The organism is Guptibacillus hwajinpoensis, assembly GCF_020171785.1.
GTDB classification, from domain to species: domain Bacteria; phylum Bacillota; class Bacilli; order Bacillales; family Guptibacillaceae; genus Guptibacillus; species Guptibacillus sedimenti.
The window spans coordinates 423,715-443,077 of sequence record NZ_JAIVAE010000003.1 but is presented as its reverse complement, the minus strand read 5'-3'; the positions used below and the strand labels follow the sequence as shown (position 1 = coordinate 443,077).

The window sequence follows — 19,363 nt, the reverse complement described above, 5'->3', positions numbered from 1 at the left end:
GGAGAAGTTTGAAAAAGCTGTTGTTAATTGGAGCAGGACATGCTCATCTTTACATCATGAGGAAGCTTAAGGAAGAAAAAGGAGAGCATGATGTGACAATCATTTCTCCTTCTGAGTATCAATATTATTCTGGAATGTTCTCGGGCTATCTCGAGGGTCTGTATAACAAAGAAGACATGCGTATACATATTCCTACACTAGCAAAGGCTGCAGGCATTCATTTTACAGAGGGTGCAGCATTATCGATTGATGCGAAAGCGAAAGTTGTGTTAACCGAAAAAGGCGATATTCTCTCATATGATGTTCTTTCCGTTGATATCGGTTCATTAACAGCCGGAATCGATGTCCCTGGTGCAAGGAAGCATGCTCTACGCATAAAACCCAACTATCGTATAGAAGAAGTAGCGAGAGCAATGCAGGAGGCAAAAAACCCCGTCGTTGTAGGAGGGGGTGCTGCGGGAGTTGAAATGGCTTTATCTCTATCCGCAAGACGAAAACTTGAGGATAAGAAACCCGTTTCAATCATTTCTCATTCGCCCTTGTTAGAAAATGCTTCTGCTAAGGCACAGGAAGAAATTAAGCAAATAATTCAAGATAAAAATTTGCCACTTTATTTGAAAGAAAAAGTGGCAAACGTCACGTCTAGTCACATTATCACCTCAACTGGTAGCCAAATTGCTTATGATGAAGTATTATGGTTAACTGGCCCAAAAGCTCCCGGTTTATTTCAAACTTCTCAATTACCTGTTGATCAAGAGGGTTACTTACTTGTAGAAGATACATTACAAGTAAAGGAGTATCCTGCCATTTTTGCAGCGGGAGATTGTGCTTCAATCCGGCAGTATCCGGGTCTTCCTAAAGCGGGTGTTGTAGCCGTTCGACAATCCGAGATCCTTTGGGAGAATATTAAGGGATTCATGAAAGAAGCGAATGGTCGGCGTTTCCAACCTAAAAATACTTACTTGTCGATCCTTTCTACTGGTCAGAAAAAGGGATTACTGATATATGGGAGAATCGTGCTTCATCATCCTCTCTCATGGAAATTAAAAAATCGAATTGATCAAAAGTTTATGAACACATACAAGGTGAATGGGTAAGTAAATACCGTTATCCCTTTTTTCTCGCAATGAAAAAGACTGTCAAAACCCCTCTTTCTTTAAGAAAGAGGGGTTTTTATGTGGAAATATCATAATTGGTCTTTGCATTAATTCATACAAAAAGACCGCGACTTTATAAGTGGGCATGAGAAAACACTGTCGGATTTTAGTGTTGAAAAGAAAGGGGTTGACGACACGATTACTAGCGAAAGATGACAAATGAGAATCGTTTTTCAATCTTTATGGCATGTCGATTACGCGTTATTTGAGAAAAGTCCTTCTTTGTACTGGTATCATAATGGAATAAAAAGAAGGTTTAGGGAATTCGTCATAGTCGTGTTACTAAAGTAATCATCGCTGCTTCCATAGTCCTTAACCGCTAAAGGCTATTTAAAAACGATATCGCCCGTCAAAATACTACATACACCTAGGACAATCATCATTTTTTTATATTAAAAGTACTTTGAGAGAATTGAATCATTTTCTGAAAATTTAGTCATTTTTGTTTGGGTTGTGACAAATCCTGGTATAGCATATTAAGTGAACCCGGCAATACAAAAGGAGGGCAGAGTGTAAATACAAAACTAATAATGAGGGAGGAAGAAATTTGAGAAAACGAAGCAAACGTAAAATCGTAGCTCTTTTTGCTTGTTTTATTCTCCTCATCACGAGCTTCATACAACCAGCGATGCAAGCGAACGCGAAAAGTGATTCTTCTGTATCCATGAATGATGAAGTGAAACGCGTTGATCAGAAGGTAGCGAAAGCATTTGAGAAGAACGAAAAAGTAACGTTCTTGATTAAATTTGCAGAACAAGCTGATACGACAAAAGTTGCGAAAGAAGCTGAAGAAAAGGCTAAGAAAAACAACTTAACTTCCTTTCAAGCTGAAATCACTAAGCGATCAGCTGTTGTTAATGCGTTAAGAGCTACGTCTATTGAAACACAACACTCTGTGTCCACATACTTAGAACAACAAGAGAAAAAAGGCAATGCAGAAGACATAAAATCATTTTACATCGTAAACGGTATGGCAGTAACAGCAACAAAAAAAGTAATGAATCAGTTAGCATCGTTTCCTGAAGTGGATAAAATACTTCCTAACGAAATCAGGCAGATTCAGCCAATTCCAGATAAAACGAAAACTAAGGCTAAAACGACTGCAGATACGAACTCAATTGAGTGGAATATTGATCGAGTAGGTGCTCCTGAAGTATGGGATATGGGAATTGATGGGGCAGGGACGGTGATCGCTAACATTGATACCGGTGTTCAGTGGGATCATCCCGCTCTTATGGAACAGTATCGAGGATATAGTTCTGAAGGAGTAGATCATGAATTTAACTGGTTTGACGCTGTAAGCGGAGAAGCCGCCCCATATGATGATCTCGCACATGGGACTCATACAATGGGAACTATGGTTGGCGCTGAACCGGATGGTTCGAATGAGATTGGCGTCGCTCCTGGGGCAAAATGGATAGCGGTAAAAGCTTTTAGCGAAGACGGTGGAACAGATATCGATCTTCTTGAAGCAGGAGAATGGATTATTGCTCCTAAGGATGCAGAAGGCAATCCACACCCTGAGAAGGCTCCTGATGTCGTGAACAATTCTTGGGGAGGCGGACCTGGGCTTGACGAATGGTATCGCCCAATGGTTCAAAATTGGCGAAATGCAGATATATTTCCATAATTTTCCGCGGGTAATACAACACTATTTAATCCCGGAGGTCCGGAGTCAATCGCAACACCAGCAAATTATCCTGAGTCATTTGCTACGGGAGCTACAGATATCAATGATGCTCTTGGGAGTTTCTCTCTACAGGGACCATCCCCATATGATGAAATAAAACCTGACGTTTCAGCTCCTGGAGTTAATATCCGTTCTGCGGTACCAGGGAGTAGCTATGAAGGAGGGTGGAATGGTACGTCGATGGCTGGGCCCCACGTATCAGCGATCGCGGCTCTCCTTCGTCAAGCAGATCCATCGTTGACGGTTGATGATATAGAAGACATCTTTTTAAACACCGTCACACCACTTACAGACGATGAATTCCCAGATTCTCCGAATAATGGTTACGGTTATGGATTAGTGAATGCATTTGACGCTGTTTCTTCTGTTATGAGTGGGCTCGGTACATTAGAGGGTGATGTAATGAAAGAAGGAAGCGATGAAGAAGAGCCTACGTATCAACACGATGCTCCTGCAGAGGCTTATGCTCAGATGGACTTTCCTCTTACCGTCACAGCGACAGATAATGTGAGCGTAACGAGTGTAGAGCTTGAATATGCTCATAACGGAGAGTGGACGTCAACTGAAGCAACAAGAATTGATGGGAACTATCTTTCTGGATCCTATCAAGCTATTATTCCAGGTGACGCCGTCAGTGAACCTTCCGTTAGTTACAGGTTTAAAATCGAAGACTATGGTGGACATGTTGTCACAACGGATGAATATCAGGTAGAAATTATCCCTGGTATTTCAACAGGATACGAAACGGACTTTGAATCAGAGCCAGCTGGATGGATGAGCTGGGGAGAAAATAATTCATGGGAGTGGGGGACGCCAACGGTTGGTCCTGAAGCTTACTCTGGAGAAAAGGTTTATGGAACCAACCTTGATGGAGCATATGACAACAGTGCTAACATGACGCTGATGATGCCTCCTATCGATTTACCAGAAGGTGAAGCTTATCTTCAATTCAATCAATGGTATGAACTAGAAAGAAACTATGATTATGGTCATCTCTTCGTTTCAACCGATCAGGAAAATTGGGAAGCTCTTGCGGAGTATAATAATCTTTCTGATGAATGGGTGAGTGAAGAGGTGGATTTATCAGCCTATGAAAATCAGCGGATTTATTTAGCTTTTCACGTCGAGACGGATGGTAGCGTGATGAAGCAGGGCTGGTATATTGACGATGTAAGTTTATCAGCAGAGCCGATGGAAGTCGCCGCTAAGAAAAAGAGCGCGAAAGTTTCTATTCAGCCTGAAGAAAAATCTGCTAGTGCCAAAGCGAAAGAAAAAGTCAATCCTGACAAGTTAAAACCTTCACCGCTTGTTGTAAATCCAGTTCAAGAGAAACCATCACCTACGCCTCAAGCTCTGCCGCTTCAAGCAGAAGTTTCTATTCTTGAGACAGGGCGCTCTGCAACAACGAACTTGGAAGATGGGAGCTATTCCATGACTCATGCAGCAGGGGACTACACAGCTATTGCAGAAGCATATGGCTACCAGTCAGAGACTCAGGAAGTGACGATCGTAGATGATGAAGTGACAGAAGCTGACTTCACATTAGAAGCGATACCAGAGGGAGAAATCGAAGGAACAGTCACGAATAGTGAAACAGGAGAGCCAATCCAAGATGCAACTGTTTTATTAGTAGAAGATGCTGCTATAGCACCTGTTCAAACTGATGAAGAAGGACATTATTCAGTAACAGGTTATGAAGGGGAGTATACGTTAAAAGTTCTTGCGGCTGGTTACTATAGCGAAACATTTAACGTCGCTGTGGAAGCGAACGAGACCGTTGTACAGAATGCTGATCTTTCCCCATTCATCGGATATGCAGGGGAAATCGGGTATGACGATGGTACTGCTGAGAACGCAAGAGCGTTCTATGATGCTGGGAACGGTTGGGCTGTGAAAATGTCGCTAGCAGAAGGTCAAGAACGTGCGCTTGTGACTGGAGGGTTATTTAGATTCTGGAATACGGAATGGCCAAATCCAGGCGGCACAAATTTTAAAGTCGAAATTCATGATGCATCAGGTCCGGATGGAGCACCAGGTAAGAAACTCGCTGGTCCAATTGACGCGACTGCTCTTCGAAATGGCGAATGGACGATGGTTGATCTGTCTGATCAAGGAGTGATCGTAGAAGGTGATTTTTATCTCACTTATATTCAAGCGGATGCCAATCCAAATGCTCCGGGTCTTGCAACAGATGAAGACGGGGAATATGTCGACCGAAGCTTTCAATATGTTAGCGGCGCATGGTCTAAGGCTCCTGAAGAGGAAGGGAACTATATGATCCGTGCAGTCGTTGATTATGAACTAACAGCACCAATGATTACATCTCCAAAAGACGGTTCGTATACAAACAAGAATAGCATTGAAGTTGACGGTGAGACGGCACCAATGACAGACGTTCATGTTATGAAAAATGGCGAAGAAGAAGCTGTCACAACTTCTAATGAAGAAGGTAATTTTACAACAGAAATCCAATTGAGCGATGGTGAAAATCAGTTAACAGCTCGTGCATCGACTGATCGTGGGATGACGGGAGAATCTGATGCTGTTATGGTCACTTTAGATCAAACGAAACCGGAATTAACGATCACATCTCCTAAAGATGACTGGAAAACAAATAAAGGATCAGTAACAGTTAAAGGTGACGTTCATGATGAAAATCTTGCTTGGGTAAAGGTTAACGGAACGAAAGCGAAAGTAGAAGATGGTGTATTCTCACATCGGATGCTGCTCGAGCAAGGTGAGAACATTATAAAAGTAGTGGCGAAAGACAAAGCAGGAAATAAAACGAAAAAGTCGATCAAAGTTTATTCCCAGCAAGAAGAATTGGTCATTAATCAATTAAAACCAGATCAAAATAAAGATCTTCAAGCAGGAGAATCAGTGAAAATTGAATTCGATAGCGCTCCAGGAATAAAGGCTACTTTCTCAATTCGTATGCCGCTAGTGAATCCAACGATGATGCCTTCAAGTATGACTGAATTTCCAATGATGGAAGTATCAGAAGGGCATTATGTCGGTTACTGGACAGCTACTTCGAATGTGGTGGCTGAAGGTGCTGAGATCGAAGTGAAAGTGAAAGATTCTTTTGGCAACGAGACACGAAAAACAGCGGAAGGATTACTAAATATCAATACGAAAGAATAGTTTAAACCATCGAAAAAGCAGGCAGTCGAAATAGACAGCCTGCTTTTTTGATTTGTCCAGTATCTTTAAGCAACGTATAAACATATTATCCGTGAGAGGGGGCGTTTTTATTATCATTACAAATAAAATAAAGTTCAAATTAATTGTCAAATGTGGATTTGCAACTTCAAATGTGCAAAGATATTGTAAAGACGTTTATAATGGAGAAGAAGCAAATTGCTGAAAAGGAAATGATGATATGGCTTTACGATATGCTCTTCTTGGATTACTTACAAAGAAACCATCAACCGGTTATGAGCTAACACAACAATTTAAAGAAACGATGATCCATTTTTGGTCTGCGCATCATACCCAAATTTATCGAGAACTTGGTAAGATGGAGAAAGAGAAGCTAGTAAGCTTTGAAATTGTTCCGCAGTTAGATCTTCCAGATAAAAAGATCTATTCAATTGAAGATAAAGGGTACCGTCTTCTCATTGAATGGCTTGCTCATCATACTGTAGACCCACCTAAAATGAAAAACGAACAATTGATGCGTGTTTCTTTATTTCACCTTATTCCAAAAGAAGAAGCGATCCAATTTCTAAAAGAGAGTAAAGAGCATCATCAAATGGTGCTTGAGCATATGAACAGCTGGAAAGAAGAAAATGCAGTTGATCATAGAATAGAGAAAGATCGACTGGGGGAATATCTAACGCTTGAATACGGTAGACGTCAGATGAAAACCTGGATTGAGTGGTGTGACTGGGCTATTAAGTTTATAGACGTTATTATAGAAGATAGTGGAGAGGAGAGATAACATGAGAGTGACATTCACAGATCAAGCGATCGAGAAATTAGAACATGATTCTGAGGGTTATATGAAGTTACATTATGACATCGAAGATTGCGGGTGTGTAGTGAACGGGGTTACGCAATTAGTAAATGATTCCGCTCAGGGTGATTTTAATATGACGCTTGAATCAAATTTTAGACCTGTATTGATTCAGAAACAATATAAAGTGTTTTTTGATAAAGAAATGAAAATTGATTTCCTTCCGAAACACCAGTGTTTTATGCTTAAGAGCGATAGTGAAATCATTAACCCGAGAATGCGGTATATAAACAAAGGATAACGATTAGGGGGATTTACTAGAGTGACGTTTTTGATGTATTTTGTTATTTTTTTCGTAGTATTTATGGCCGTAAAGGGAGTATTGAATCTATTTAAAGGTCAAAAGATGGATCGAATTACGGTTATCGGTGGACTAATTCTAGCTCTAATCTATAGTATTATTTTAACTATAGTTAAAGGGTGAAATAAGCACACTTCTGTGTGCTTATTTTTTTGGTTTACCATAATATTTATATGTCTACTTTATAGAACCTTCCTTTTCTTTATTATATAACGTTCGGTAAGGTGTTAGGATGGATCTAGATAGGTGAGGCTCAATCTCATTTATTGCTCCCATTAGTTTTTCTAGATTAATACCTGTTTCGATCCCCATTCGCTCCAACATATAAACAACACTTTCTGTGGCGACGTTGCCTGTCGCTCCTTTGGCGAAAGGGCAGCCACCTAGTCCGCCAGCTGATGTATCAAATCTTGAAATTCCAGCTTGGAGACATGCATAGATGTTAGCAAGGGCCATTCCACGTGTATCATGGAAATGCGCTGTTAACAACGTTGTTGGAAACTCCTTTACAAGTTGGCTAAAAAGGTTGTGCGATTCCTCTGGAGTGGCCATTCCAATAGTATCTGCTACGCTTAATTCATCTACACCTGCATTAACAAATTGTTGACACACGTCAATTGTATCATTACCGTCTATTTTCCCTTCATATGGGCAATAGAAAGCAGTGGAAATACAGGCTCGAACGAAGTAACCATCCGCTTTTAATTCTTCGACTAAAGGCAAGAGCTCATGAAGAAGCTCCTTTGTTCCTTTATTGCTATTCTTTTGATTAAAGGAGTTACTAACACCAGCAAAAAGTGCTATGGCTTTCACATTCGTTTCTTTAATTCTCTCTATCCCTTTACGGTTAGGAGCTAAGACAAAGTTCCGAGTATCATCAAGGCATGTTTTAACTATTTCACTGGCATCTTTCATTTGGGGAACCCATTTCGGTGAGACAAATGAAGTAATCTCTATTTCTTTCATTCCTGCCGCTTTTAGAGCTTTAATAAAACGGATTTTATCATCTGTTTTGATCTGATTTTGTTCATTTTGAAGCCCATCTCTTGGACCTACTTCAATGATTGTAGCGTGTTGTGGTAGCAAAACATTCATCACCCTTCTTTGTAAGCGCTATCTTTAATTAAAACAAAGGAAATAGAGTCTGGCAAGAGAATCGTTTGAATAATGGAAATTCTTACTTGGAGGAAGGATTTATTTGAATGCAGTAAGAATTATGTAGAAGAGAGTCATAGATACATAAGGAGGAAATCGAAATGAGTCGAGATGTCGTAATTGTAAGCGCTATCAGAACGCCGGTAGGTTCATTTAATGGTTCACTAAAATCTATCTCTGCTACAGAACTTGGGGCCGCGGTCATTAAGGGAGCGATCGAAAAAGCTGGCTTATCGATAGATCAGGTGGAAGAAGTCATTATGGGAAACGTTCTTCAAGCGGGTCTCGGACAAAATCCTGCTCGTCAGGCTGCGATTAAAGCGGGAATCCCAGTTTCAACTCCTGCGATGACAATTAATAAAGTATGTGGTTCAGGATTGAAAACTGTTCATCTAGGAGCTCAATCTATTATGCTTGGCGATCAAGATATTGTTGTCGCCGGTGGGATGGAGAATATGAGTCAGGCACCTTATTTATTAAACGGAGCGCGAGAAGGCTTGCGAATGGGTGACCAAAAGATGGTGGATAGCATGATTCAAGATGGATTATGGTGCGCATTTAACGATTATCATATGGGGGTTACTGCTGAGAACCTTTGTGATCATTATCATCTAACCAGAGAAGAGATGGATGAATTTGCTGCCTGGAGTCAACAAAAAGCACAGGCTGCTATTGAAGGAGGACGATTTAAAGAAGAGATTCTCCCTGTTTCTATTCCACAGCGAAAAGGTGAACCTCTATTATTTGATACGGATGAATACGTTAAACCAGGAACGACGGCTGATAAACTTGCAAAGTTACGACCGGCTTTCAAGAAAGACGGTGGGGTTACGGCAGGAAACGCTTCTGGAATTAACGACGGCGCAGCCGCTGTTGTTTTAATGAGTAGAGAGAAGGCAGATGAACTTGGAATAGAATACCTTGCTGTTATTCGCTCGAATGCAAGCGGTGGAGTAGATCCAAGCGTTATGGGGCTAGGTCCAGTTCCGGCTACGAAGAAAGCACTTGAACGTGCGGGGCTTTCAATGAAACAAATGAATCTTGTAGAAGCAAATGAGGCTTTTGCTGCACAGTCTCTTGCCGTTGGAAGAGAGCTTGATTTCAATAAAGAAATCTTAAACGTAAACGGTGGGGCTATTGCACTTGGTCATCCGATTGGCGCAAGTGGCACTCGAATTCTAGTAACTCTACTACATGAAATGAAACGTAGAAATGAGCGCTATGGTCTAGCTACGCTTTGTATTGGTGGAGGACAGGGAGTAGCAACAATTGTTGAACGAACTTAAAATGGCAGGAGGTATAAGGAAATGAAACCAATACTTGATTCATTTCAAGAAGCAGTTCAAGATGTTCAGGACGGGGCAACGATTCTTGTTGGCGGGTTTGGCTTAGTAGGTATTCCAGAGAATTTAATTCTTGCATTAAAAGAGAGAGGAACGAAGGACTTAACAGTCATATCAAACAACTGTGGAGTAGATGAATGGGGTCTCGGATTGCTTCTTAAAAATAAACAGATAAAAAAAATGATTGGATCTTACGTTGGTGAAAACAAAGAGTTTGAAAGACAGGTGCTTTCAGGAGAATTAGAAGTGGAGCTCATTCCACAAGGAACACTGGCAGAACGAATTAGAGCTGGGGGGGCTGGAATCCCGGCCTTCTATACTCCAGCCGGCGTCGGAACGCCAATTGCTGAAGGAAAGGAAGTAAAAACATTTAATGGAAAAGAATACTTACTTGAAGAAGCGATACAAGCTGATTTTTCCTTTGTTCGAGCACTCAAAGGAGATGTAATGGGGAATTTAGTCTACAACAAAACGGCACGCAACTTTAACCCAATGGTAGCAGCCGCAGGAAAAGTAACGGTTGCAGAAGTAGAAGAATTAGTGGGGATTGGAGAGTTAGATCCAGATTCTATTCATACTCCGAGCATTTATGTACAGAAGGTTATTGTTGGTGAGCAGCAAAAGAAGATTGAGCGATTAACGACGCGATAGGAGGCTAATGATGGTTAAAGTAGATAAAGCAGCAGTTCGTGAAAAGATTGCAAGACGTGCTGAAAAAGAAATCCTGGACGGCTCTTACGTAAATCTGGGAATTGGAATGCCGACAATGGTAGCTAATTACATTCCAGATGGTAAAAAGATCGTTCTTCAATCGGAAAATGGCCTTCTAGGTATTGGACCTTATCCAAGTGAAGGCGAGGTTGATCCTGACTTAATTAATGCAGGAAAAGAAACGGTTACAGCAATGCAAGGAGCCGCTTATTTTGATAGTGCTGAGTCATTTGCAATGATTCGAGGAGGACATATTGACGTGGCCATCTTAGGGGGAATGGAAGTTTCGAAGAATGGCGATCTTGCGAATTGGATGATACCTGGAAAGATGATTAAAGGAATGGGAGGAGCAATGGATCTCGTTCATGGAGCAAAACGGATTGTGGTGATTATGGACCACGTTAACAAAAATGGAGAACCTAAAATTCTAAACTCATGTAGCCTTCCTCTAACAGGGAAAGGTGTTGTCAATCGCATTATTACGGAGCGAGCTGTTCTTGATATTACAGTTGAAGGACTTGTATTAAAAGAAGTGGCAACTGGCTATAGTATTGAGCAAATTCAAGCGTCAACAGAACCAGAACTAATCATAAATAATCCCATATTAGACGCCTTTTAGATTTTAATTTTGAGTCGAAAAGGAAATAGCGCAGTCAAATGACTGCGCTATATTAAATTTAACGATGCTTATCATATACATTTTTTTTCGAAACGTCACGTATCTTTTGTACTTCATCGGGTGTTAAGTCTGGAGCATTCTGTGCGGTAATGTTTGCAAGAAGTTGTTCACTTCGACTAGCTCCGGGAATAACGGTGGCTACAGCGGGGTGAGCAAGTGCATATTTAAGTGCCGTCTGAGTCAAATTGCGCTTGTCCCCTTTTATCTCATTCAGCTGTTTAACCGTTTCATGAACATCAAATTTAGAATAGTCGAGAAAACCATCTTCTTTAATTTTTTCATCGTATCGATCAGTTAACATTCCTTTAGCGAGAGGACCCCTAGCAATGACACTAATGTTATGGTTATGCAATAAATCTAGCATTTCTTCTTCAGGCCGACGATCTAGTATACTATATTGCATCATGACTGAAGCGATAGAAGATTTCTTTACAAATTCACGAATCACATTTGGTCGAATGCTAGAAATCCCATATTCAATAATGAGACCTTCAGATTTTAATTCCTCGAAAGCCTCGATCGTTTCATCAATCGGATCTTCAATCGTACCACCATGTAGTTGGAAAAGGTCAATATGATCTGTTTTCAAACGTCTCAAACTGTCTTTTAAGGCTCCCTTAATATGCTTTTTAGACGGGTCCCAGTACCATCCCTCTTTTCCTTCTTCAAAGTGATTTCCCGCTTTCGTTGCAAGAACAACTGAATCTCTTCGATCACGCAAAGCCTCTCCAACGATTTCTTCATTTAAACCGAAGTCATACAAATCTGCTGTATCAATAAATGTAACGCCGTTATCGATCGCCTCATGAATGAGTGAGACAGCTTTCGCTCGATCGGTTCCTAGTGACATGGTTCCTAGTCCGATTTCACTAACATGCAACTTTGAATTGCCAATTTGATTGGTTTTCATAACGAAGCATACCTCCTAATGTTAATTCTATTTCAAGTGTACCGTTATAAGCGATTTCACGCCAATGATATGCTGGTTATTGGTGTCTTGTCACATGAAAAAAACACCTGCTATAGTAAAGGCACTAGGAGGGGAGAATGATGAAAGAAGCGTTATTAATTATTGATATGAGCAATGACTTTATTCACGATCAAGGTGGACTTACTTCAGGAAAAGTAGGGCAGCAGATTGTTCCAAATATTATCACGCTCGCAAACGAGTTTCTTGAAGAAGGAAAAGAAGTTGTCATATGTATGGATGCCCATCAAGAAAATGATGAGCACTTTAAGATTTGGCCGGTACATAATGTTATCGGATCCTGGGGCCAAGACTTATATGGGGAATTGAAAACTTGGTTTGAAGCGAATCAAAATCTTGCACAAGTAACCTATGTACCTAAACAAGAATATGACGCTTTTTATAATACAAACCTCGAAGAAATATTGAAGAGCAAAAACATAGACACCGTTCACCTCTCAGGCGTATGTACCGATATATGTGATTTTTTAACCGCGTATGGTGCCTATGCAAGAGGATTTCATACCGTTGCAGAAAGCAAATGCATGACTACATTCTCTGAGCATCATGATGTTTTTTTACAGCAAATGAAAAACATCTTCAAAACCGAAATTCGTTAAAGCAGAAACGCTGCCAAAATATCTGGCAGCGTTTCTTGTTTATTGAATTAATCTCAAGTGCGATTTTGTACGAACTGCAGGGGCATGAATCCATTCTTCAATCGTATCATAATGATTCATATAGTGTCTGATCATTAATTGAATTTGCTTTGGTTTTCCAACCATCGTAATCCCATTCGGCTGAATATAAACTTTCATAAACAAGACCTCCTAAATAGTTCGATACGGTGCTATCTTTCCCTATTATTTGTCTCATGTGATAGACTTTATGTATCGATTATAATTTTTAGAACCAGGAGATGATGAAGCAATGGACCATTTATATGAAAAGACCTTGCACTCAGAAACCATTTATGAAGGTCGGATTATTGACGTTAGAGTAGAGGATGTGCAGTTACCGAACGGTAAACAAAGCAAGCGAGAATTAATTGATCATCCCGGTGCCGTTGCAATTATTGCTCAAACACCTGATGATAAAATACTCGCGGTTAGGCAATATCGCAAAGCGCTTGGCAAAGCGATTGTAGAGATACCAGCAGGTAAACTTGAGCAAGGTGAAGAGCCTGAATTAACTGCTGTGCGTGAACTAGAAGAAGAAACCGGTTATACGTGTGAGAAACTTGAAAAAGTGATTTCGTTCTATACTTCTCCGGGCTTTGCTAATGAGCTTGTCCATTTATATGTTGCCAAAGGATTAACGAAAAAGGGAGAACAGTCCGCTGATGAAGATGAATTTCTTGATCTGCTTCATTTATCAATAGAAGAAATGGAAGAAATGCTAGATAGCCAGGAGATTCATGACGCAAAAACGGCATATGCGATCATGTATTTAAAAATGAAGCTGATGAAATGAAGTTATGTTATGCAGACTTCCATATCCATATTGGGAGAACAAGGACCAATAAAGCAGTGAAAATAACAGGAGCAAAGTCTTTAACTCTTTCTACAATCTTAAAAGAAGCGAGATCGAGAAAAGGTCTTGATATGATTGGTGTCATTGATTGTCACGTTCCTGAAGTGATGGCAGAGTTAGAAGAATACATTGGTAGAGGTCAAGGACATGAATTGAAAGATGGTGGCATTCGTTTCGGTTCGCTTACGCTCATTTTAGGAACCGAAATTGAAATCTATGATGAAAACTGCCATGGTCCCATTCACGTATTAGTGTATTTGCCGAATTTATCAAAAATGAAACATTTTTCAGAATGGCTTAATTCTCGCATGAAAAACATCTCGCTTAGCTCACAGCGGATCTATGAAAAGGCTGAAGTTATTCAGGAGAAAACAAAAGAACTTGCTGGTTTATTCATACCTGCTCATGTATTTACACCATTTAAAAGTCTTTATGGTAAAGGGGTTCATCGGTCAATAAGTGAAGTGCTAGATCTTAATAAAATAGACGGAATTGAACTAGGACTTTCATCAGATACGCAAATGGCAGACCAGATCCACGAGCTTCATCCTTTCCCTTATTTAACTAATTCCGATGCGCACTCCATACAAAAAATGGCTAGGGAATATCAGCTATTATCTGTAAGAGAGGCGTCATTTACAGAATGGTCGAAGGCTTTAAAAGGGGGTGAAGGCCGGGGGATTAAAGCGAATTTCGGCTTAAGCCCAAAGTTAGGTAAATATTATAGAACTAGTTGTGCTCAATGTCACACCCCTGTAATTCAAACGTATTGCGAAGTTTGTGGTAGTCATAAAATAGTGAAAGGAGTATTGAATCGAATTCAAGAATTAAGTTCAGCTTCCACTCATCCTATGCGCCCGCCTTATATTCACCATGTTCCCTTAGATTTTCTCCCAGGACTTGGTCCGAAAACATTCGAACGGCTTTTAGCTGTTTTTGGAACCGAAATGAACATTCTCCACGCCGTTAGCGAAAGTGATTTGGCTAATGTAGTAGGTGAACCACTCGCTCATCTAATTGTCCTTTCACGAAGTGGAGAACTTGCCTTAAAACAAGGCGGCGGTGGGACATACGGCAAGGTCATCAAGCAGAAGAGATAATCTATCGATTAGTCATACGTTTCACTCCCTTTTCATAGACTTTACCAAAGGTGGTATGAAGGGGGAAGACGTATGAATCGTAGTAGACGTCTAAAGCAAATGATATCCGCTCATCTATCAGATCAGTTATCTCTCTACACATTTATTGCGGTTTTGTTTCTGATGGGAATTGTGTTTGGAGCTGTTATCGTAAATAGTTTAAGTTTTACTCAAAAAGAAGATCTTGCGGTTTATTTAAGTCGTTTTTTTGGACAGGTATCCGATGGCCAATTTGCATCATCTTCTGAAATGTTTCAGCAAAGTTTAACACACTATGCGAAGTATATCGGTTTGATGTGGCTTCTTGGTCTTACAATTATCGGTCTCCCTATTGTGTTAGTGATGCTTTTTCTAAAAGGAATTGTTGTAGGATTTACTGTAGGGTTTCTAGTTAACCAAATGAGTTGGAAAGGATTTTTGTTGGCTTTCGTATCTGTATTTCCACAAAACATTCTTGCCGTTCCGGTAATGATTGTGGTAGCTACAGCTTCTTTAACATTTTCACTTAGGCTAATGAAACAATTAGTTATGAAAAGAAGGTCAGAACCAATCTTCCCTCCATTCATGAGGTTTTCGGCTCTTATTTTGTGTGCTTTGATGATCTTATGTGTTGCAGCGTGGTTTGAAGCCTATTTGTCACCTGGATTAATAAAAGCAGTTATAGATATAAAATGATATTGAAATAAATATCAGATGATAATAATTACAATTTTGGGTTGATAATAATTTTAATTTGACACCGTTTTGCCTACTGCTTATAATGAAAATGGCATCGATCGAGGGAGGGAAATGGGACATGGAAAGCAGAATCGATCGAATTAAGAAACATCTTCATTCTCAAAGCTATAAGCTAACACCTCAACGGGAAGCAACCGTACGGGTCCTTCTTGAGAACGAAGAAGACCATTTAAGCGCTGAAGATGTGTATTTACTCGTTAAAGAGAAATCTCCTGAAATTGGCCTAGCAACGGTTTATCGTACACTTGAGCTACTAGCTGAATTGAAAATCGTTGATAAAATCAATTTTGGCGATGGTGTGTCAAGGTTTGATCTAAGACAAGAGGGTGCTGCCCATTTTCATCATCACCTGGTTTGTATTGAGTGTGGTGCAGTAGATGAAATTCAGGAAGATTTGCTTGGAGATGTAGAAAAAATAGTTGAAAACGATTGGAATTTTAAAATCAAAGATCATCGTCTAACGTTTCATGGAATCTGTTATCGCTGTCAAAAGCAGGAAGATAAAGAACCGTCAGAACAAGCTGTTAATCATAGTTAATAGGTAAAACAATTTTTGTGACTCTACAAATCCTAACGATGTATAAAAAACTCCATCTCTGGCATACCTTTTACTAGAGATGGAGGTGCGTTAGATTGAAACAGGGTCTATTGGTTGTGTTAGATACAATGAAAGTTTTCTTGCTTTTTACTGGATGTACTTTACTATTTTACTTTGGCATTCTCTGGGTAAATCAAGAATACCAGAATTACCATCGCTATGATGTGCCACAAGGAAAAGCGGTGAAAGTCGTTCAAATGGAATCGGATACTCAGCTCACTTTCCTTGAAAGGCTCAATTTGTTTTACCAGACAGGTGAATAAGGGAGCGTTTGCAATGAAAGATCAGGTACAGGATTTTTTGCATTATTTAATCGTTGAGCGAAGCCTGTCCAAAAATACGCTCGATGCATACAGGCGAGATCTCGCTCAATATTTAAAACATTTAAATGAATATGAAAATATATCTTCATTGAATGATGTTCGGCGCATGCATATTGTAAACTATCTCTATGCTCTTAGAGACAATGGGAAAGCATCCACTACAATAGCGCGTAATATTGCATCCATACGAGCATTTCATCAGTTTTTACTTCGGGAGAAGGCTGCTGAACAGGATCCTTCTGTACATATCGAAACTCCCAAAACAGAACGGAAGTTACCTAAAATCCTATCAACAGCAGAAGTTGAACAATTATTGGAAGCTCCAGATTATTCAACCCCCTTTGGTAAACGTGATCGCGCCATGCTAGAAGTGTTATATGCGACGGGTTTACGCGTTAGTGAATTAATTGAATTAAAAATGGAAGATATCCATTTGACGATGGGATTTATTCGAACAATAGGTAAGGGAAATAAAGAAAGAATCGTTCCGCTAGGTAAAATGGCAAGAGATGCTCTCACGATCTATCTTGATGAAGGTAGGGGGCAATTAATGAAAAAGAATCGTACGGATATGCTGTTTTTGAACCATCGTGGTGAAAGCTTATCAAGACAAGGGTTCTGGAAAATTCTTAAGAAGCTTGCAGTAAAAGCAAACATTCTTAAGCCACTTACGCCACATACGTTAAGACATTCATTTGCAACCCATTTATTAGAAAATGGCGCTGATTTGAGAGCGGTACAGGAACTTCTTGGGCATGCCGATATATCGACAACACAGATTTATACACATGTGACTAAAGCGAGGCTAAAGGATATTTATTCCACTTATCATCCTAGAGCCTAATAAAGGCACTCTCCAGAAAGAGGTCTGGTCTTTGGCCAGATTTTTTCTTTTTTCTGCTTTCGTAAACGCATTCACATATGTGTTTTTTGTTTTTTTCAAGGGAATAATAATCTTGAATGGATAATGAACGAGGAGGATATACATGACGAAACGTTTTAAAAGAGTATTTTTAGTTGTAATGGATTCAGTAGGAATCGGTGAAGCGCCTGATGCTGAACAATTTGATGATCTAGGTGCAGATACATTGGGCCATATTGCCGACCATATGAATGGCCTCAAGATGCCGAATATGGAAAAGTTAGGTCTTGGTAATATTCGTGAACTAAATGGTATCGCGAAAGCTGATCAGCCTATGGCGCACTATACGAAAATGATGGAAGCTTCTAATGGGAAAGATACGATGACTGGCCATTGGGAAATTATGGGCCTCCATATTGAGCAACCGTTTCGAACGTTCCCAGACGGCTTTCCTGATAAGCTCATTTCGGAACTTGAAAATAGGACTGGAAGAAAGGTTATTGGCAATAAACCTGCTTCCGGTACTGAAATTCTAGTCGAACTTGGTGAAGAGCATGTTAAAACAGGCGCCCTTATTGTTTATACTTCAGCAGATTCTGTTTTGCAAATTGCTGCACACGAAGATGTTGTACCACTTGATGAACTTTATCACATTTGTGAGATTGCAAGAGAAATGACGAAAGCAGAAGAATATATGGTAGGAAGAGTCATTGCAAGGCCGTTCATCGGTGAAGCAGGCGATTTTAAACGGACGTCCAATCGCCATGACTATGCACTAAAACCTTTTGGACATACAGTAATGAATGAGCTAGAGGACAATGGGAAAGATGTCATTGCTATCGGAAAAATCTCTGATATTTATGATGGAGAAGGTGTTACGAAGTCGCTTCGTACAAAATCTAATATGGATGGCATGGATAAGCTTATTGAAACTCAGCAAATGCAATTTGAAGGAATTAGTTTCCTTAACCTTGTTGACTTTGATGCACTATTCGGCCACAGAAGAGATCCACAGGGTTATGGTGAAGCGCTAGAAGAGTATGACGAAAGACTGACCGAAGTTCTTGAACGGATGGAAGATGATGATTTGCTACTGATTACAGCAGATCATGGGAATGACCCAATCCATCACGGAACGGACCACACGCGTGAATACGTCCCATTACTTGCTTATCATAAAGGCATTAAAGAAGCCGTTGATCTTGGCATCCGTCAAACGTTCGCAGATGTTGGAGCAACGATTGCGGATAATTTTGAGGTAACGTTACCAGAACACGGGACTAGCTTTCTTGAAAAGCTTTGAGAATCAAGAGGAGGAACAAAAATGACGATTAAACAAGAAATACAAGATGCATCATCCTATATACAAGATCAAGTAGGAGAATTTCTTCCAGAAATCGGTCTTATCTTAGGCTCTGGATTAGGTGTCCTTGCTGAAGAAATTGAAAATCCTGTCCATATTCCATATAGTGATATTCCGAATTTCCCTGTTTCAACAGTAGAAGGGCATGCGGGACAATTTGTATTTGGTACATTAAATGGTAAAACAGTGGCAGCCATGCAGGGGCGTTTCCATTTCTACGAAGGATATTCAATGGACAAAGTAACATTTCCCGTTCGAGTGATGAAAGAACTTGGGATTCATCATGTGATTGTAACAAATGCAGCAGGTGGAATAAATGAAGAGTTCCAACCTGGTGATTTAATGGTGATCGCTGATCATATTAACAATTTCGGCACGAATCCGTTAATTGGACCTAATAGCAACGAATTTGGCCCTCGTTTTCCGGATATGTCTACAGCATATTCGCTAGAGCTACAACGTTTAGCGCAAGATACAGCGAAAGAGCTTGGGATGAAGCTTCAATCTGGCGTTTATGTAGGAAATACCGGCCCAACTTATGAGACGCCAGCAGAGGTTCGCATGCTGCGGACATTGGGTGGCGATGCAGTAGGTATGTCGACTGTACCAGAAGTTATTGTTGCAAGACATACAGGCATGAATGTACTTGGAATCTCTTGTATTTCAAATATGGCAGCTGGAATCCTCGATCAGCCACTTCATCATGACGAAGTGATTGAAACAACAGAGAAGGTGAAGGCTAACTTCTTGCTATTAGTGAAAACAATTGTAAGTAAAATGGGTTAA

19 protein-coding genes and 1 pseudogene are annotated in these 19,363 nt (G+C 40.2%); 17 read left to right on the top strand and 3 right to left on the bottom strand.

The window, feature by feature from the left end:
* Positions 1-8: 8 nt before the first annotated feature.
* The 5 genes and pseudogenes from LCL91_RS06270 to LCL91_RS06250 all read left to right on the top strand — a co-directional run bounded on the left by LCL91_RS06270 (position 9) and on the right by LCL91_RS06250 (position 7,289).
* Positions 9-1,097 (top strand): FAD-dependent oxidoreductase, encoded by a 1,089-nt coding sequence (locus tag LCL91_RS06270; RefSeq protein WP_224880927.1) that lies wholly within the window; start codon positions 9-11, stop codon positions 1,095-1,097.
* A gap of 607 nt (positions 1,098-1,704) precedes the next feature.
* Positions 1,705-5,991, top strand: a pseudogene (locus tag LCL91_RS22320) (S8 family serine peptidase).
* Positions 5,992-6,229: 238 nt separating this feature from the next.
* Positions 6,230-6,790, top strand: a complete 561-nt coding sequence (locus LCL91_RS06260; RefSeq protein WP_224880925.1) for a PadR family transcriptional regulator — start codon at positions 6,230-6,232, stop codon at positions 6,788-6,790.
* A 1-nt stretch (position 6,791) separates the two neighbouring features.
* A complete protein-coding gene (locus LCL91_RS06255; RefSeq protein ID WP_160918920.1) occupies positions 6,792-7,106 on the top strand; it encodes an iron-sulfur cluster biosynthesis family protein in 315 nt (104 codons plus the stop codon).
* Positions 7,107-7,127: 21 nt separating this feature from the next.
* Positions 7,128-7,289 (top strand): hypothetical protein, encoded by a 162-nt coding sequence (locus LCL91_RS06250; RefSeq protein WP_224880923.1) that lies wholly within the window; start codon positions 7,128-7,130, stop codon positions 7,287-7,289.
* A 54-nt stretch (positions 7,290-7,343) separates the two neighbouring features.
* Here the strand turns inward: LCL91_RS06250 and LCL91_RS06245 are convergent, their stop codons facing one another.
* Complete coding sequence (locus tag LCL91_RS06245; protein ID WP_224880921.1) at positions 7,344-8,261, bottom strand: hydroxymethylglutaryl-CoA lyase; 918 nt, start codon at positions 8,259-8,261, stop codon at positions 7,344-7,346.
* A 161-nt stretch (positions 8,262-8,422) separates the two neighbouring features.
* Between LCL91_RS06245 and LCL91_RS06240 the strand changes: the two genes are divergently transcribed.
* Genes LCL91_RS06240 through LCL91_RS06230 form a run of 3 tightly spaced genes read left to right on the top strand, consistent with a single transcriptional unit; the run spans position 8,423 to position 10,994 of the window.
* A complete protein-coding gene (locus LCL91_RS06240; RefSeq protein WP_224880919.1) occupies positions 8,423-9,607 on the top strand; it encodes an acetyl-CoA C-acetyltransferase in 1,185 nt (394 codons plus the stop codon).
* Between the two features lie 21 nt (positions 9,608-9,628).
* A complete protein-coding gene (locus LCL91_RS06235; protein WP_224880917.1) occupies positions 9,629-10,315 on the top strand; it encodes a CoA transferase subunit A in 687 nt (228 codons plus the stop codon).
* A 7-nt stretch (positions 10,316-10,322) separates the two neighbouring features.
* Positions 10,323-10,994: a CoA transferase subunit B gene (locus LCL91_RS06230; RefSeq protein ID WP_425589660.1), complete on the top strand. Its 672-nt coding sequence runs from the start codon at positions 10,323-10,325 to the stop codon at positions 10,992-10,994.
* A gap of 58 nt (positions 10,995-11,052) precedes the next feature.
* Here the strand turns inward: LCL91_RS06230 and LCL91_RS06225 are convergent, their stop codons facing one another.
* Positions 11,053-11,964, bottom strand: coding sequence for an aldo/keto reductase (locus LCL91_RS06225; RefSeq protein ID WP_224880915.1), 912 nt, complete (start codon positions 11,962-11,964; stop codon positions 11,053-11,055).
* A gap of 140 nt (positions 11,965-12,104) precedes the next feature.
* Between LCL91_RS06225 and LCL91_RS06220 the strand changes: the two genes are divergently transcribed.
* Positions 12,105-12,641, top strand: a complete 537-nt coding sequence (locus LCL91_RS06220) for a cysteine hydrolase family protein (protein ID WP_369522936.1) — start codon at positions 12,105-12,107, stop codon at positions 12,639-12,641.
* Between the two features lie 39 nt (positions 12,642-12,680).
* Here LCL91_RS06220 and mciZ read toward each other — a convergent pair whose 3' ends face one another.
* A complete protein-coding gene (gene mciZ, locus LCL91_RS06215; protein ID WP_224880911.1) occupies positions 12,681-12,839 on the bottom strand; it encodes a Z-ring formation inhibitor MciZ in 159 nt (52 codons plus the stop codon).
* A gap of 112 nt (positions 12,840-12,951) precedes the next feature.
* Here mciZ and LCL91_RS06210 point away from each other — a divergent pair, with 112 nt between their 5' ends.
* From LCL91_RS06210 to LCL91_RS06175, 8 genes are all read left to right on the top strand, one after another.
* Positions 12,952-13,494 carry an NUDIX hydrolase gene (locus LCL91_RS06210; RefSeq protein ID WP_098444053.1) on the top strand — a complete coding sequence of 181 codons (543 nt, stop codon included), beginning with the start codon at positions 12,952-12,954 and terminating at the stop codon, positions 13,492-13,494.
* Positions 13,491-14,654: an endonuclease Q family protein gene (locus tag LCL91_RS06205; RefSeq protein ID WP_224880908.1), complete on the top strand. Its 1,164-nt coding sequence runs from the start codon at positions 13,491-13,493 to the stop codon at positions 14,652-14,654. Before LCL91_RS06210 ends, LCL91_RS06205 begins: the two co-directional genes overlap by 4 nt.
* Before the next feature lie 72 nt (positions 14,655-14,726).
* Complete coding sequence (gene spoIIM, locus LCL91_RS06200) at positions 14,727-15,368, top strand: stage II sporulation protein M (RefSeq protein WP_224880906.1); 642 nt, start codon at positions 14,727-14,729, stop codon at positions 15,366-15,368.
* A 121-nt stretch (positions 15,369-15,489) separates the two neighbouring features.
* A complete protein-coding gene (locus LCL91_RS06195) occupies positions 15,490-15,969 on the top strand; it encodes a Fur family transcriptional regulator (RefSeq protein ID WP_224880904.1) in 480 nt (159 codons plus the stop codon).
* A 95-nt stretch (positions 15,970-16,064) separates the two neighbouring features.
* Positions 16,065-16,292, top strand: a complete 228-nt coding sequence (locus LCL91_RS06190; protein ID WP_224880903.1) for a YqzK family protein — start codon at positions 16,065-16,067, stop codon at positions 16,290-16,292.
* Positions 16,293-16,305: 13 nt separating this feature from the next.
* Complete coding sequence (gene xerD, locus LCL91_RS06185; protein ID WP_224880901.1) at positions 16,306-17,196, top strand: site-specific tyrosine recombinase XerD; 891 nt, start codon at positions 16,306-16,308, stop codon at positions 17,194-17,196.
* Positions 17,197-17,338: 142 nt separating this feature from the next.
* A complete protein-coding gene (gene deoB, locus LCL91_RS06180; protein WP_224880898.1) occupies positions 17,339-18,517 on the top strand; it encodes a phosphopentomutase in 1,179 nt (392 codons plus the stop codon).
* Between the two features lie 21 nt (positions 18,518-18,538).
* A complete protein-coding gene (locus LCL91_RS06175) occupies positions 18,539-19,363 on the top strand; it encodes a purine-nucleoside phosphorylase (RefSeq protein WP_224880896.1) in 825 nt (274 codons plus the stop codon).